Annotated in this window: 14 protein-coding genes, 1 tRNA gene and 1 pseudogene; 10 read left to right on the top strand and 6 right to left on the bottom strand. The window is 66.9% G+C overall.

Annotated features, from left to right (window positions below; genetic code table 11):
* Positions 1–142: 142 nt before the first annotated feature.
* Together dnaQ and R4823_RS22085 are read left to right on the top strand one after the other, a co-directional pair.
* Positions 143–856 carry a DNA polymerase III subunit epsilon gene (gene dnaQ, locus R4823_RS22090; protein ID WP_087837909.1) on the top strand — a complete coding sequence of 238 codons (714 nt, stop codon included), beginning with the start codon at positions 143–145 and terminating at the stop codon, positions 854–856.
* A 61-nt stretch (positions 857–917) separates the two neighbouring features.
* Positions 918–992 (top strand) — tRNA-Val (locus R4823_RS22085).
* 306 nt (positions 993–1,298) lie between these two features.
* On the opposite strand, the gene R4823_RS22080 is transcribed toward R4823_RS22085, so the two are convergent.
* The 3 genes and pseudogenes from R4823_RS22080 to aqpZ all read right to left on the bottom strand — a co-directional run bounded on the left by R4823_RS22080 (position 1,299) and on the right by aqpZ (position 3,778).
* Positions 1,299–2,404 (bottom strand): IS3 family transposase gene (locus R4823_RS22080; RefSeq protein ID WP_105797010.1). Its coding sequence is split into 2 segments (ribosomal slippage): positions 1,299–2,158 and positions 2,158–2,404, totalling 1,107 coding nucleotides; the frame shifts between segments, so codons are not numbered across the junction.
* A gap of 244 nt (positions 2,405–2,648) precedes the next feature.
* Entirely contained in the window at positions 2,649–3,008 is a 360-nt protein-coding gene (locus R4823_RS22075; RefSeq protein ID WP_132979846.1) for a VanZ family protein, read from the bottom strand.
* A 75-nt stretch (positions 3,009–3,083) separates the two neighbouring features.
* Positions 3,084–3,778 (bottom strand): annotated as a pseudogene (aqpZ, locus tag R4823_RS22070) (aquaporin Z).
* A 303-nt stretch (positions 3,779–4,081) separates the two neighbouring features.
* Here aqpZ and R4823_RS22065 point away from each other — a divergent pair.
* From R4823_RS22065 to R4823_RS22055, 3 genes are all read left to right on the top strand, one after another.
* Positions 4,082–5,074 carry a zinc-dependent alcohol dehydrogenase family protein gene (locus R4823_RS22065; protein ID WP_243724527.1) on the top strand — a complete coding sequence of 331 codons (993 nt, stop codon included), beginning with the start codon at positions 4,082–4,084 and terminating at the stop codon, positions 5,072–5,074.
* 169 nt (positions 5,075–5,243) lie between these two features.
* Positions 5,244–6,467 carry an IscS subfamily cysteine desulfurase gene (locus tag R4823_RS22060; RefSeq protein WP_279818588.1) on the top strand — a complete coding sequence of 408 codons (1,224 nt, stop codon included), beginning with the start codon at positions 5,244–5,246 and terminating at the stop codon, positions 6,465–6,467.
* 132 nt (positions 6,468–6,599) lie between these two features.
* Entirely contained in the window at positions 6,600–7,823 is a 1,224-nt protein-coding gene (locus R4823_RS22055) for a CoA transferase (RefSeq protein ID WP_087837979.1), read from the top strand.
* On the opposite strand, the gene R4823_RS22050 is transcribed toward R4823_RS22055, so the two are convergent.
* The 3 genes from R4823_RS22050 to thiS are packed head-to-tail and all read right to left on the bottom strand — an operon-like array spanning position 7,760 to position 9,569.
* Positions 7,760–8,545 (bottom strand): helix-turn-helix domain-containing protein, encoded by a 786-nt coding sequence (locus tag R4823_RS22050; RefSeq protein ID WP_132979849.1) that lies wholly within the window; start codon positions 8,543–8,545, stop codon positions 7,760–7,762. The two genes, R4823_RS22055 and R4823_RS22050, sit on opposite strands and share 64 nt — an antisense overlap.
* Positions 8,546–8,578: 33 nt before the next feature.
* Positions 8,579–9,361 carry a tRNA (guanosine(46)-N7)-methyltransferase TrmB gene (trmB, locus tag R4823_RS22045; protein WP_279818587.1) on the bottom strand — a complete coding sequence of 261 codons (783 nt, stop codon included), beginning with the start codon at positions 9,359–9,361 and terminating at the stop codon, positions 8,579–8,581.
* Positions 9,362–9,368: 7 nt separating this feature from the next.
* Positions 9,369–9,569 (bottom strand): sulfur carrier protein ThiS, encoded by a 201-nt coding sequence (thiS, locus tag R4823_RS22040; RefSeq protein ID WP_132979851.1) that lies wholly within the window; start codon positions 9,567–9,569, stop codon positions 9,369–9,371.
* Positions 9,570–9,858: 289 nt separating this feature from the next.
* On the opposite strand from thiS, the gene R4823_RS22035 reads away from it, so the two are divergent.
* The 5 genes from R4823_RS22035 (at position 9,859) to R4823_RS22015 (ending at position 15,365) form a co-directional block, all read left to right on the top strand.
* Positions 9,859–10,875, top strand: coding sequence for an ABC transporter substrate-binding protein (locus R4823_RS22035; RefSeq protein WP_165963167.1), 1,017 nt, complete (start codon positions 9,859–9,861; stop codon positions 10,873–10,875).
* Positions 10,868–11,674 carry an ABC transporter ATP-binding protein gene (locus tag R4823_RS22030; RefSeq protein ID WP_087837885.1) on the top strand — a complete coding sequence of 269 codons (807 nt, stop codon included), beginning with the start codon at positions 10,868–10,870 and terminating at the stop codon, positions 11,672–11,674. Before R4823_RS22035 ends, R4823_RS22030 begins: the two co-directional genes overlap by 8 nt.
* A 6-nt stretch (positions 11,675–11,680) precedes the next feature.
* Positions 11,681–12,445 (top strand): ABC transporter permease, encoded by a 765-nt coding sequence (locus R4823_RS22025; protein ID WP_087837884.1) that lies wholly within the window; start codon positions 11,681–11,683, stop codon positions 12,443–12,445.
* Between the two features lie 19 nt (positions 12,446–12,464).
* A complete protein-coding gene (locus tag R4823_RS22020; RefSeq protein WP_132979853.1) occupies positions 12,465–13,943 on the top strand; it encodes an FAD-binding oxidoreductase in 1,479 nt (492 codons plus the stop codon).
* A 114-nt stretch (positions 13,944–14,057) separates the two neighbouring features.
* Entirely contained in the window at positions 14,058–15,365 is a 1,308-nt protein-coding gene (locus tag R4823_RS22015) for a cytosine permease (protein WP_132979854.1), read from the top strand.
* Positions 15,366–15,400: the final 35 nt, after the last annotated feature.

Here is a 15,400-nt window from a genome sequence, read left to right as displayed (position 1 = left end):
GGAAGTTTCGGCGCAGCCGAAACCGGCTACGTCAGCCCCTGAGGGGGTGGGGCCCCGCCGGCCGCAAGCGGTTACCGACGACTCGCTCGGCCAAATATCCTAAACTTGGGGGCCTCCGCAATTTTCTCTCTGGTGCCCCCGCATGCGTTATGTCGTCCTGGATACTGAAACCACCGGCCTCGATCCGCTCCAAGGGCACCGCGTCATCGAAATCGGCTGCGTGGAGATCGTCAACCGCCGGGTCACGCAGCGCCACTTCCACACCTACCTGAATCCCGACCGCGACAGCGACCCGGGCGCCCTGGAAGTGCACGGGCTGACCACCGAGTTCCTGTCCGACAAACCCCGGTTCGAGGACAAGGTCGACGAATTCCTGGACTTCATCCAGGACGGCCACGTCATCATCCATAACGCCGAATTCGACATCCGCTTCCTGAACGCCGAACTGGCGCGGCTGCAGCGCGGCAGCTTCCGCGACAAATGCCTGGGCGTCGTCGACTCCCTGATGCATGCGCGCGAACTGCATCCCGGCAAGCGCAACTCGCTCGATTCGCTGTGCGACCGCTACGGCATTTCCAACGCCCACCGGGTGCTGCACGGCGCCTTGCTGGACTCGGAACTGCTGGCCGAGGTCTGGCTGGCCATGACGCGCGGCCAGGACAGCCTGGTGATCGACCTGGGCGATACCGGCGGGCAGGCCACGACCAGCTTCGGCGCCTTCGATACCTCGGTCCTGCAGGTGGTGCCGGTGGACGAAGCCGACCTGGCCGCCCACCAGGCCTATCTGGCGGGCCTGGACAAGGAATCCAAGGGGCAGACCCTGTGGAGGAAGTGGGAACCGCTTCCCACTGCATAAAAAAGATATGCTATAGTTATGGGCTGTCGCGGATGCGGCAGTCAAACCGAAGGTTCTCTTCGGGCGGTTAGCTCAGTGGTAGAGCACTGCCTTCACACGGCAGGGGTCACTGGTTCGAACCCAGTACCGCCCACCAAAGATTCTCAATGAAATCAGGCATCTTCTTACGGCTTGATTTCCAGTGGTACGGAAAGCTGTACCCGGTCAGGGTATGAATCCGTTTGCCCGGTGGGGCAACTGACTCGCCGGTTTGGAGGGCCGCCCAGGCGCGGTCAGTCATCCCTTCCTGCCACTCCCGCAGGTGTACGCAGATAGCTGCTTACATTCTGCCGGGTTCTTCCTATACTTACTGAGCCGTTGCCGGATGATGGCTTGAGTCACTCGCGAGCACTTCTTCGAATGTGGCCGATAGCGATCTACTCATCGTGACCTGCTCCCCAATTTAGTACGAAACCAAATTAGAGTCTGCGGTTAAAAAACTGTCTGCAAACTGCTTGGGCGTCAGATACCCGAGCGAACTGTGCGGCCGGTCGTTATTGTATTCCTGGCACCAATCCGCAATCGTTTCCCTTGCGTGACGCATCGAGACGAACCAGTGCTCGTTCAGGCATTCGTCACGGAATTTGCCGTTGAAGCTCTCGATATAGGCATTTTGCTGCGGCTTGCCTGGTTCGATGAAGTGCAGCTTCAGCCCTGTCCTGTAGGCCCATTCGTCCAGCGTTTTCCCTGCAAATTCAGGACCGTTATCAATCGTAATCGACAACGGCAACCCTCGGGCATCTGCAAGTCGTTCCAACACTGCCACGACGCGGCGACCTGGCAGGGACGTATCAACCTCAATGACCAGGCACTCCTTTGTAAAATCATCGACGATGTTCAAGGTGCGGAACCTCCGTCCGTCAGCCAAACCATCAGATACGAAGTCCATCGACCAGCTCTGATTGGGCGCCGTGGCAGGTGCCTTGACCTGTCGCTCGACGCCAGCAATTCTCTTCCTCTTGCGCCTTCTGACTGCCAAACCTGCCTGCTGATAGACGCGGAACAGCCGTTTGTGATTGACGGCCCACCCTTCGCGCTTGACGAGCACATGCAGCCGCCGATAGCCATAGCGCCGCTTGGCGGCTGCCAGCTCACATAGCCGGTCCCGTAGGGCCTGGTCATCCGGGCGGCGCGATTCATAGCGGTACAAGGACCGGGAGATGCCGAATAGCCCACAGGCGCGGGTGACGCCTAAGCCATGCACTTGCATGACGTGCATCACTGCTGCTCGCTTCGCCTGCGGGCTCACCACTTTCGGCCGAGGACATCCTTGAGCGCCGCATTGTCCAGCATGCTCTCGGCTAGCAATCGCTTGAGCCGCGCATTCTCCGCTTCCAGGGCCTTGAGCCGCTGCGCATCCGACACGGTCATGCCGCCGAACTTCGCCTTCCAGTTGTAGTACGTCGCATCACTGATGCCGTGCTTGCGGCATAGGTCTGCTACCTTTGTGCCCGCCTCGGCTTCCTTCAGGATGCCAATGATTTGTTCTTCTGTGAAACGCTTCTTCATGCTACCTCCACGGAGGCAGACTCTACATCATTACCGTACTAATCTCGGGGAGCAGGTCACCGGCTTGCTGCCCCCTTAAATGATGTCCAAGTAAGGTCTAGTAGATTCACTATTTCTGCCTTCACACGGCAGGGTCCACTGGTTCGAAACCAGTACCGCCCACCAATTCCCCCGCAGCGTTTCAATGTTCTCCGGTTTCGCTCGTGCCGCGCGACGCCGGACGATGCACGTCCGCTGGTACGGCTCAGGCCCGTCGCTGCAATCCGATCGTGGCCACCCAGGCCGCGCACCAGCCGATCGCGATGCCCAGGCTGTCCGCGAACAGGTCCGCCCATTCCGCCGACCGGTCGGGCGTCAGGGATTGCAGGATCTCGATCAGCGCGCCATAGGCCAGGAGGCCCAGCAGGCGCGGCCAGGCGGGGCCGGGATAGGCGAAGCGCGCCAGCGCGGCCAGTACGCCGAAGCCCAGCAGGTGATTGGTCTTGTCCCACCCCGTGGTGGGCAGGGGAGTGGCGGAAGGCAGGAGGGATAGCAGGAGTATCCCCAGCGCGGCCGCCCAGAATAGCGGCTTCCATCCGCCGAAGGCGGTCAGGCGTGGATTCATCGGTGTCCGGAGTCAGGCGAAGGGCGGGGAAGGTCCCCGCCCGCCATTATCGCCGGGCTTCGAGAACGCCCCGTGTCAGTTGGTTTCTTTTTCCAGCAGGTGGCGATAGATCAGGCCGCCTATCGCGCCGCCGATCAGCGGCACGAGCCAGAACACCCACAACTGTTCCAGCGCCCAACTGCCCTGGAACACGGCCACGCCGGTGCTGCGGGCGGGATTGACCGAGGTGTTGGTGACCGGGATGCTGATCAGGTGGATGAGCGTGAGCGTCAGGCCGATGGCCAGCGGCGCCATGCCGGCCGGCGCGCGCTTGTCGGTCGCCCCGTGGATCACGATCAGGAAGAAGGCCGTCAGCACCAGTTCGCAGACGATGGCCGCGGCCAGCGTGTAGCCGCCGGGGAATGTTCGCCGTAGTCGTTGGAAGCGAAGCCGGCGCTGGCATCGAAGCCCGCCTTGCCGCTGGCGATCAGGTACAGGACCCCGCCGGCGGCGATGGCGCCCACGACCTGGGCGATGATGTAGGGGATGGCGTCCTTGGCGGGGAAGCGGCCGCCGGCCACCAGGCCCACGGTGACCGCCGGGTTGAAGTGCCCGCCGGAGATGTGTCCGACCGCGTAGGCCATGGTCACCACCGTCAGGCCGAAGGCCAGCGCGACGCCGGCGAATCCTATGCCCAACTCCGGAAACGCCGCGGCCAGGACCGCGCTGCCGCAGCCACCCAATACCAGCCAGAACGTACCCAGGAATTCAGCGCAAAGCCTTTTGCTCATATATCCCCCATATCGTGCAGTGGTCGAGTAGCACGCGGAGCATGCACCCACTGCGGTTCATGCGCAATCGCGCCGTGATTCTATGAGGCGTTTGCGCAACGCATGGAGCGGTGTTTGGGCTTGTTTAGCGTGCGGCCGTCCGCGCAGCCGGCACCCGATCCATCCCAGCAAGAACCAGGAGCAGACATCATGCGCATCCAGGAGCCTGGGCGTACCCGTCGCGAGCTATCCGGCCGTGGCGAGGGACAAGAACATATCCCGGCTCTAAACTGCGCCCACTCTCAGACTTCAAGGCATGGAACCGTGAAACTCGTGCAGATCCACCAGCCCGGCGGGCCCGACGCACTCGTCATTGCCAATGTGCCGGCGCCGGTGCCCGGGCCGGGCCAGGTCCGCGTCGCGGCGCGCGCCATAGGCGTGGGCCGGCCGGACGTGCTGATGCGCAACGGCACCTATAAATGGATGCCGCCACTGCCGGCGACGCCGGGAGGCGAGATGGCCGGCGTGATCGACGCGGTAGGCGAAGGCGTCGCGCCGGAGTTGGCCGGCCGGCGCGTGCTGGTCAGCGCGCGGGAACTAGTCCGGCGCGGTGGCTGCTATGCCGAGGCGATCTGCGTGCCGGCCGATGCGCCGTTCGAACTGCCGGCGGCCATCTCTTTCGAGGCCGCGCTCAGCCTGCCCAACTTCCTGATGGCCGATGCACTGCTCAATCGCTGCAATCCGGGCGTGCAGGCGCGGCGCGTCCTGCTGACGGGCGCCGCCGGCGGTGTGGCCTCGGCCGTGATCCAGTTGGCCCGGCAGCAAGGCAGCGAGGTCATCGGCGTGGTCAGTTCCGCCGAGAAGGCGGCCTTTGCCACCGCCATGGGGGCCACGCACGTAATCGATCGCCTGCGGGAATCCATCCCGGAGCGCGTCATGGCGCTGACTGATGGCGCGGGCGTGGAGCTGGCCCTGGACCACATCGGCGCCGGCGTCCTGGTGGACTGCCTGCACGCGCTGGCCCCCTTCGGCATGGCCGTGTCCTACAACATCGTGGGCGGGCCACCGCAACCGGAGATCTTCGGGGAGCTGCGCAAGCTGGTGGGCCGCAGCCTGGCCTTGCGCTGCTTTTCCATCCATAGCTTCGACCACGATCGCGGCACGCGGCGCGCAGCCACCGAACGCCTGATCGGCCTGATGGCCGAAGGGCGCATCACGCCGCCTGCGGCCACCCGCATGCCGCTGGACGCCGTCAGGGATGCCCATCGCATCCTCGATGCCGGCGAAACCATCGGCAAGATCATCCTGATGCCCTGACGTCCCAGGAGTCCTCATGCCGCTCGTCGCCGTCCGCAAGACCCAGTTGTCCATCGGCTAGCGCGCCGGCCCGGGTGTCAATGCTGGCAGCCGGGGTATTACCTTATGGGAAGGAGGGGCAGGCTACTATGGCGGCCATCCGCAATACCGCACGTTCCAGGAGCGAAACATGCCCCAAGCCCCCATGCGCCTTCCCGTCTACATGGACTACAGCGCCACGACGCCGGTCGATCCGCGCGTCGTCGACGCCATGGTGCCCTATCTGTACGAGAAGTTCGGCAATCCCGCCTCGCGCAGCCATGCCTACGGCTGGGAGGCCGAGGAAGCGGTCGAGACCGCGCGTGGCCACGTCGCGGCGCTGCTGAACGCCGACCCCCGCGAGATCGTCTGGACCTCGGGCGCCACCGAAGGCAACAACCTGGCCATCAAGGGGGCGGCGCATTTCTACGCCGAGCGCGGCAAGCACATCATTACCGTCAAGACCGAGCACAAGGCGGTCCTGGACACCTTCCGCGAGCTCGAGCGCCAGGGTTTCGAGGCCACCTACCTGGACGTGGACGAGGACGGCCTGCTGCCGCTCGCGCGCCTGGAGGCCGCCATCCGCCCCGATACCATCCTGGTCTCGGTCATGCTGGTCAACAACGAGATCGGCGTGATCCAGGACGTGGAGGCCATCGGCAAGCTCTGTCGCGAGCGCGGCGTGCTGTACCACTGCGATGCCGTCCAGGGCGCGGGCAAGGTGCCCATCGACGTCCAGTCCTTCCCGGTCGATCTGCTGACGGTGACCGCGCACAAGCTCTACGGGCCCAAGGGCATAGGCGCCCTGTACGTGCGGCGCAAGCCGCGCGTGCGCATCGAGGCGCAGATGCATGGCGGCGGCCACGAGCGCGGCATGCGCTCGGGCACGCTGGCCACGCACCAGATCGTCGGCATGGGCGAGGCCTTCCGCCTGGCCAAGCTGGAAATGCCGCTGGAATCGGCGCGCGTGGGCAAGCTGCGCGACCGGCTGCTGGCCGGCCTGTCCGAGATGCAGGAGGTCTACGTGAACGGCAGCCTCGAACACCGCGTGCCGCACAACCTCAACATGAGCTTCAACTTCGTCGAGGGCGAATCGCTCATCATGGCGATCAAGGACGTCGCCGTGTCGTCGGGATCCGCCTGCACCTCGGCGTCGCTGGAGCCGTCCTTCGTGCTGCGCGCCCTGGGCCGCAGCGACGAACTGGCGCACAGCTCCATCCGTTTCACGCTGGGCCGCTTCACCACCGAGCAGGAAGTCGATTTCGTCGTCGACCTGATCAAGGGCAAGGTCGCCAAGCTGCGCGAACTCAGCCCGCTCTGGGAGATGTACCAGGACGGCGTGGACCTGAGCACCATCCAGTGGGCGGCCCACTAGGGAAACCGACCGGAACGGCGATGCCGCCGTTTCGTCTGCCGAAATAGCCCAAGAAAGCCCGGCACGGCGCGGTCCGGCGGGGCTATGCTGCGCAGGTCCGTCGTTTCCGGCCGCGCAGCGCGGCCTTCCGTCATGTCCGATCATTCCGCTTCCGGCGCCCGGCGCGCCCTGTCCGGCATTCGCGTCCTCGATCTCACCTCGGCGGTGGTCGGGCCCTACGCCGCCAAGATCATGGCCGACCACGGGGCCGACGTGATCAAGGTCGAGGCCGCCGATGGCGACGTCATCCGCTGGATCGCCGGGCCTTCCCCCACGCCCGGCATGTCGGGCAAGTTCCTGCACCTGAACCGCGGCAAGCGCAGCATCGTGCTGGACCTGAAGCAGCCGCGGGGCCGCGAGGCCGTGATGCGGCTGGTCGCGCGCGCCGACGTGCTGCTGATCAACATGCGGCCGCAAGCGGTCGAGCGCCTGGGACTGGACTACGACAGCGCGGCGCGCGCGAATCCCCGGCTGGTGTACTGCGCGATGGTGGGCTTCGGCCCCGGCCCGTACCGCGACACGCCCGCCTACGATTCCATCATCCAGGGCGGGGCGGGGGTGGCCGCGCTATCCGAGATGGCGACCGGCCAGCCGCGCTACGTGCCCTATGTCGTGGCCGACCGCACCGTGGGCCTGATGGCGCTCAACGCCGTCATGATGGCGCTGTTCCAGCGCGAACGCACCGGCGCGGGCCAGTGCGTGGAAGTGCCCATGTTCGAGAACATGGCGGCCCTGATGCTGAGCGAGCATCTGTACGGCGCGACTTTCGAGCCTCCGCTCTCGCCGCCCGGCGACCTGCGCCTGATCGACCCGCAGGCCAGTCCCGTCAAGACGGCGGACGGCTACGTCTGCCTGACGACCAACACCGATGCCCAGGCTTTCGCGCTGATGCGCGTCATGGGGCATCCCGAAATGCAGACCGATCCTCGCTTCAATACCAAGCAGGCCCGCGCCGCCCATAGCCGGGAGTATTTCAGCATCCGGGCCGAGGCGATCGCCCGGCGCACCACCGCCGAATGGCTGGCGCTGCTCAAGGAAGCGGACATCCCCGCCATGCCCTACAACACGCTGGACAGCCTGCGCACGGATCCGCACATCGTGGCCTCGGGGCTGTTGCGCGAGGTCGAGCATCCCACCGAAGGAAAGATGTGGGACCTGGCCGATCCCACGCGCATGAGCGGCCGGGACGACGTGCCATCCAGGCCGGCGCCCAAGCTGGGCGAGCACGGCGCCGAGATCCTGGCCGAGGCCGGTTATTCGGCGGAGGAGATCGAGGCCTTGGCCGGCAGCGGCGCGCTGGGGCCTTCGTCGGCCTGATCCACGTGCCGCAGGGGCGCCTGCGCGGCCAGGATCTCCAGGACGGTCTGCTGCAGGATGGGGATGTGGCGGTCCAGGAAGCTCTGCGTCATGGTGGAGCCGAAGGTGGTCATGCTCAGCACGGCCAGCAGTTCGCCGTCCTCGGCTACCGGCACGGCGCAGGTCGCGCTGTCCCATTCCACGGTCGCCTGCCGGACCGCGTATCCGCGGGTCCGCGTGGCGTCCAGGACGGCCAGGAGTCCGGCGGGAGCTCCCTGGGGCAGCAGGAAGCGCCGTTCCGGCTCCGAACAGAAGGCCAGGTAGGCCAGGCCGACCGAGGATTGCGTCATCGGATGGCGGCGGCCGTAGGTGGTGGGCAGGTAGGCCAGGGGACTGTAGGGCATGGTGCTGTAGCGCACGGCCATGCGGTCGCCGTCCAGGGTCGACAGGCCCAGCGGCCACTTGATCCGGCGCGTGGCCCGGATCATGCAGGGAATGGCCGCGTCCACGATGAGCAGGCGCTCCGAGCAGCCGTCGCTCAGGTCGCGGACCTTGCCGGTCAACTGGTAGCTGCCCCGCGCGTCGACCTCGCGCACGTAGCCTTCGTCGCGCAGGGTTTCCAGGATGCGGAAGACGGTGGGCTTGGGCAGGCCCGTGTCCCGGTGCAGGTCCGCCAGCGTGGAGTGCATGCGCCCGTTCATCGCGCGCAATACCGCCAGCCCCCGGGCTATGGACCGTATCATGGCGCCGTTCCCCGTCAGGTCCGGGCGTGGCGGTCAGGCATCGGCCCGGGGAGAATAGCGGGAGACGGGCGGCCGTTCGAAGATCAGGTCCCACACGCCGTGACCCAGCCGCAGGCCGCGGGTTTCGAACTTGGTCTGGGGTCGCCAGGCCGGGCGCTCGGCATAGCCTTCGCAGGTATTGCACAGCTGCGGCTCGCCGCTCAGCACTTCCAGCATCTGTTCGGCATAGGGCTGCCAGTCGGTCGCGCAATGCAGATAGGCGCCGGGCGCGAGACGGCTGGCCAGCAGCTCGACGAAGGCGGGCTGGATCAGGCGCCGCTTGTGGTGCCGCTTCTTGGGCCAGGGATCGGGGAAATAGATATGCACGCCCGCCAGCGAAGCCGGCGGGATCATGTCGCGCATGACTTCGACCGCGTCGTGCTGGATGATGCGCACGTTGCGCAGGGCCGAGTCCTCGATGCGGCGGAGCATGGCGCCGACGCCGGCGTTGAACACCTCCACGCCCAGGAAGTTGCGCTCGGGCTGGGCCAAGGCGATCTTTTCCGTGGTTTCGCCCATCCCGAAGCCGATTTCCAGCACCGTGGGCGCCTCGCGGCCGAAGACCTGGGCGAACGAGATGTGCCGGTCCGTATAGGGCAGGGACCAGGTATCCGTCAGTGTCTCGAGCGCTTCCTTCTGGCTGAGCGTGATGTGGCCGCGGCGGTGGACGAAGCTGCGGATGTGCGTGCCCGGCCGGGCGGCCTTGGGCAGTTTCCCGGCGGCCAGGGCCGGATCGGCCGGCAGCGGCAGGGCGGGAGAGGGAGTGGTCATGTTCATCGTGATCCTAGCCTCCGCCCACGGCGACGACGATTTCGAGCCGGTCGCCATCGGCGATAAGGGTGTGCTGGTGCGCGCTGCGCGGGACGATCTCGCCGTTGCGCTCGATGGCGACGCGCTTGCCCGCGTAGCCCAGCGCCTGGATCAGATCGGCCACCGAGGAGGCTGCCTCGATGGTGCGCGGTTCCCCGTTCAATACGATATTCATGGCCGGGATTTTAGTCGGTCTGGAGCCGGTGGTGCGGCAAGCTCCGCGTCAGGTCGGTAACGGATTGCGGGCCGCTGGCAACCATTCATGCGACTGATTGAATTCGGGTTTACCCCATAGACCGGTTTCCAAGTGTGACCTACTATGTATTCATGCCATATATAAATCATCGTTTTATCTATGGTACAAACCGGACCTTCCGGTTTTCTCCCACTCATCCGCCGGCGGGATGCCTCCCGCGCCAGGCCAGGCCGCCGCGATCGCCGGTGGCCACAACTGGAGTCCTTTCATGAAACGTCGTGAATTCCTCGGCAGCGCGGCTGCCGCTGCCGCCACGCTGTTGCCGCTGCCGGGCCTGGTGTCCGTGGTGCACGCCCAGGGCAAGGGCAAGCTGACCTTCCTGACGCCGTCCTCGTTCTCGCTGGCCTTCTCGCCGGTGCTGTATGCGTCGGTGGCCGGCTACTTCGCCAAGGAAGGCCTGGACCTGAAGGTCGAGGCCGGACGCGGCGCCGCCCAGGTCGTCCAGCTGACCGCGGCCAAGCAGGTGCAGACCGGCCGCACCGGCGGCGCCAACTACATGATGGCGCGCGTCAACAGCAATGCCCCGGTCATTGCCATCGCCACCATCGCGCAGCGTTCGCCGTTCGCGGTGATCTCGTCCAAGGACGCCCCGATCCGCACGCCCCAGGACCTGGCGGGCAAGGTCATCGGCGTGCAATCGGCGGGCGGCTCGATGGAGGCCACGCTCGACCTGATGCTGATGCGTGCCAAGATCGATCCCAAGTCGGTGCGCCGCGAGCGCGTTGCCGATTCGGCCGCGTCCTTCGGCATGATCCAGTCCAAGCGCGTGCAGGGCTTCCTGGGCAACGCCAGTTCCGCCATCCGGCTGACCGCTCAGAACTTCCCGGTCTCGACCATGCAGATGGACGACGGCGTGCCGGGGCAAGTCTACGTGGCCGAGGAAGCCGAACTGGCCGCCAACAAGGACGCCTACGTCGCCTTCCTGCGCGCCGCCTATCGCTCGGCCCAGGAACTGATCGCGATGGACGACGCGGCGCTGCAGAAGGCCGTCGCCCTGATGCGCGGCAAGTACGACATTCCCGGATCGGACAACACGCCGATCGCGCTGGCCGACATGCGCGCCAACCGCGAGCTGTGGGCGACCGCGAACCCCAAGCAGGTCCTGCGCTGCAACGAGGCGCAGTGGACCGAGGGCGAGTCGCTGCTGCGCCAGGCCGGCCTGCTCAAGCAGCCGACCACCAAGCCGCTGTACACCAACGACATCTGGGAGGCCGCCAATGGCTGACAACATCGTGCGCGCGGTACCGCCGGCCGGTAACGTGCACGCGCTGAACGCCGGCCGCGGACCGGTGGTCCGCGTGGACGGCGTGTCCAAGCGCTTCGACACCAAGTCGGGTACCGTCCAGGCCCTGGAGGGCATCCGCCAATCCATCGGCGCGGGCGAGTTCGTCGCCATCGTCGGGCCTTCGGGCTGCGGCAAGTCGACCCTGCTGCGCATCCTGTGCGGCCTGGAAGAGCCCACCGAGGGCCGGATCGACTGGGGCCGGGACGGCCAGGCGCCGCGCATGGGCGTGGCGTTCCAGGACCATCGCCTGCTGCCCTGGCTCAGCATCGAGCAGAACATCATGCTGCCGCGGCTCATGCAGGGCCGGGCCTCGGCCGCCGACGTCGATCGCGCGCTGGCGCTGTGCAAGCTGGTCGGCCTGACCGGTTTCGAGAAGCGCCGTCCTTCCGAGCTGTCGGGCGGCATGAAGCAGCGTGCCTCGGTGGCGCGCGCGCTGTTCACCGATCCCGAACTGCTGTTGCTGGACGAGCCGTTCGGTGCGCTGGATGCGCTCACGCGCGAGCAGATCACCGCCGATACCGAACGCATCTGGACCGAGCAGGGATTCGCCGCGCTGCTGATCACCCATTCGATCAGCGAAGCGGTGCACCTGGCCGACCGGGTGATCGTGATGTCGGCCCGTCCCGGCCGCGTGGTGGCCGAATTCAAGATCGACCTGCCGCGTCCCCGCACCGAAGCCCTGGGCTCGCCCGAGTTCGGCAAGCTGTGCAGCGACATCCGGAAAAAGCTGGAGCTCTGACCCGACATGAAACGACTCGCGCTACAAGTATCCGCCGTCGTGGCCTTCTTCCTGATCTGGAAGGGATACGTGCATTTCTTCGACGTCTCGCCGCTGGTGCTGCCGGCGCCCGAGCTGGTGGTGGTGGCCCTGTTCCGCCTGCTCGGTTCCACCGACACCTATTACCACCTGGGCATCACGCTGACCGAGTGCCTGGGGGGCTTCCTGTTCGCCATCGTGTTCGGCACCATCGTCGGACAGCTCCTGGGCCGCGTCGCCATTCTCGACACCGTGTTCAAGCCCTTCGTGATCGCCTTGCAGGTCACGCCCAAGGTCGCGCTGATCCCGCTGTTCATCCTGTGGTTCGGCTTCGGGCTGGAGTCCAAGATCATCGTCTCGGCGGTGCTGGCCTTCTTCCCCGTGTTCGCCAACAGCTACCTGGGCGCGAAATCGGTGGACCGCGGGCTGTCCGAGGTGTTCACCGTGGGCCGCGCCAGGCAATCGCGGCGCTTTCGCCTGCTGGTCATTCCCAGTTCGCTGCCCTATATCCTGACCGGGATGGAAATGGCCATCGTGCTGGCCATCATCGGCGCGGTGGTGGGCGAGTTCGTGGCCGGCACGCGCGGTCTGGGCTACCTGGCCACCATCAAGCTGCAGGAACTGGAGGTCGATACGCTGTTCGCGGTGGTGCTGCTGCTGGCGGCCATCGGCTTCTCGCTGTATTTCGCCGTCGGTTCGCTGCGCAAGATGATGATCCCCTGGCACGAGTCCGCCAACAAGGTCGCCATCTGATGTCCGGACATCGCCACTGATGCGGGCCCTGGACGAACTGCGGGCGGCGCTGGGCGACGAAGTCGTCCGCGCCGCGGCCGACATTCCCGAACGCCATCTGCGCGACTGGGTCGTGGCGGCGGGAGCCGGCGACGAGCCGCTGGCGCTGGCCCTGCCGCGTACGACCGACGAGGTCTCGCGCCTGCTGGCCTGCTGCTCCCGCCTGCGCGTGCCCGTCGTGCCGCAGGGCGGCCTGACCGGGCTGTCCGGCGGCGCCACGCCGGTGCGCGGCTGCGTGCTGTTGTCGTTGCAGCGCATGCAGGGCATCGAGGAAACCGATGCGCAGGCCGGCACGCTGACCGTGCTGGCCGGCATCCCATTGCAGCGCGTGCAGGAAGCGGCCGATGCGGCCGGCTGGCTGTTCCCGCTGGACATCGGCGCGCGGGGTTCGTGCAGCATAGGCGGCAACGCCGCCACCAACGCGGGCGGCAACCGCGTGCTGCGCTACGGCATGATGCGCGACCTGGTCCTGGGGCTGGAGGCGGTGCTGCCCGACGGTAGCGTCGTGTCCTCGCTCAACAAGATGCAGAAGAACAATGCCGGCTTCGACCTGAAGCAGCTGTTCATCGGCAGCGAGGGCGCCCTGGGCGTCATTACCCGCCTGGTGCTGCGCCTGGCGCCCCGGCCCGCCAGCCAGAACACCGCGCTGTGCGCGCTGGCCGATTACGCCGCGGCCAGCCGCCTGCTGCGCCTGGCCCGCGAGCGGCTTGGTCCGGCGCTGTCGGCGTTCGAGGTCATGTGGCCGGAGTTCTACGAACTGGCGCTGGCGCATGCCGCGCGCCAGGGGCGCGGGGCCGTGCCCTTGTCCCCGGGCCATGGGCTGTACCTGCTGATCGAGTCCTCGGGCGTCGAGCCGGACAAGGACGCCGACCAGTTCACCGCCCTGATCGAGGCGGCCGTCGAGGAAGGACTGGTCGAGGATGCCGCGCTGGCCCGGTCGCTGCGCGACACTCAGGCCTTCTGGGAGCTGCGTGAATCCGGCAGCGACTTCCTGCCCGCGCTCGGGCCGCGCGTGGGGTTCGACATCAGCGTGCCCACCGGGCAGATCGGCGACTTCGTCCAGACCTGCCGCGAGCGGCTGCGCGCGCGCTGGCCATCTCTGCGCACCATCGCCTTCGGCCATGCCGGCGACGGCAACGTCCACTTCATCGTGCAGGTGGACGACCGGCCGCTGCCGGTGCATGAGATCGAGGAAACGGTCTACGGTTGCGTGCAGGCAAGAGGCGGTTCCATCGCTGCCGAGCACGGGGTCGGGCTGCACAAGCGGCCGTTCCTGCATTATTCCCGCTCCGCCACCGAAATCGCGCTGATGCGCACGATCAAGGCCGCGCTGGATCCGCTGGGGATCATGAATCCGGGGAAGGTGGTGGCGGGAGACGGCCAGCCGCACGCCCCGGCGTCTTGGGCGCGGCGGCCGGCGCCAGCCGCGCCGCCGTCGATGCCGGTGGCGCGGCTATAGCGCCTGCCGGAAGGAGAAGTTGCCTGCCCCGAGCACTGTGCGCAGCCGCAGGTAGGGGGGAAAGCGGCTTGTTCGCTATCATGGCCGGAGTGGCCTGGATTCGAGCGAACATTCATGACTGACGCGTCACCCTCCTCCGCCGGCAACGGCAACGAAGCGCTTGCCGCCGTGCCCGGCGAACTGCGTGTCTTCCAATGGCATGACCATGCCTCCCTCTGGTTCAGCCTGGGCGTGGGGCTGCTGGTCATGCAGATGGGCTCGTACCTGCTGCCGGCCCTGAGCCCTTCGCAAGCCTTGCTGGCCATCGTGCTGGGCTCCGTGCTGGGCGCGGGACTGCTTGGCTGGGTTGCGCAGATCGGCTGCCGCAGCGGCCTGTCCAGCGCCGGGCTGATGGTGGCTGTGTACGGGCGCAGCTTCGCGCGCCTGCCCATCCTTCTGAATATCGTGCAACTGCTGGGCTGGGGTGCGTTCGAGCTGGTGGTGATGCGCGATGCCACGGTCGCCGTGGGCCGCCATGGCGGCGCCATGACCGCCGGTTACTGGCCCTACCTGGCCACGCTGCTCTGGGGCGCGGTGATCCTGCTGCTCATCGGCGGCTCCATGGTGCGCCTGGTGCGCCGCATCGTCTCGCGGGTGGCCCTGCCGCTGGTGGTGCTTTCGCTGCTGTGGCTGAGCTGGCAGTTCCTGTCCATGGCGCACGGCCAGGGCCTGGCTGCCTTGTGGAACCGAAGCGGTTCGGGCGGCATGAGCGCGCTGTCCGCCCTGGATCTCGTGATCGCCATGCCCATCAGCTGGCTGCCCCTGGTGGCCGACTACGCGCGCCACGGCAAGAGCGGCCGTTCGGCGATGACGGGCGCCTGGTCCGGCTATGCCGTGGCCAACATCTGGTGCTACGGGCTGGGCGTGCTGGTCGCGCTGACGCTGCCCAGCCAGGACCTGATCATGGCCCTGCTGCAGGCCCAGGGCGGCCTGATCGCGCTGTCCCTGGTGCTGATCGACGAAGTCGACAACGCCTATGGCGACACCTATTCGGCTTCCGTGTCGGCGCACGGCATCGCGCCTCGCTGGAGCATCCGCCGCTGGGGGCTGCTGATCGCTTCAGCCTGCTGCCTGTTGGGGATGGTGCTGCCCATGCACAGCCTGGAGCCGTTCCTGCTCCTGCTAAGTTCCTGCTTCGTGCCCTTGTTCGGCGTCATGCTGGGCACCCTGGGCCTGGGCGCCGACGCCAACCGGCTGCTGCGGCAGGCGCCCGCGGTAAGGGTCAAGGCCGTGCTGATCTGGATCGGCGGCATTGCGTTCTATCACCTGCTGCCGCTCGCCAGCACCGCGCTGGGGTCGGCCCTTCCCACGCTGGCGCTGAGCTTCGGATTGGCCGTGTTGTTCATGCGCCGGCGGGAGCGGGCGGAACCCGTTCCCGCCTAGCGGGCTCCGAAGGCCGGGGCCGCGGCCCCGCGCGG

Origin of the sequence: Pigmentiphaga sp. CHJ604, assembly GCF_036972535.1 — a bacterium.
Classification (GTDB): domain Bacteria; phylum Pseudomonadota; class Gammaproteobacteria; order Burkholderiales; family Burkholderiaceae_B; genus Pigmentiphaga; species Pigmentiphaga daeguensis.
The sequence above is the reverse complement of the archived record's forward strand: the minus strand, read 5'-3'. Positions and strand labels throughout refer to the sequence as shown.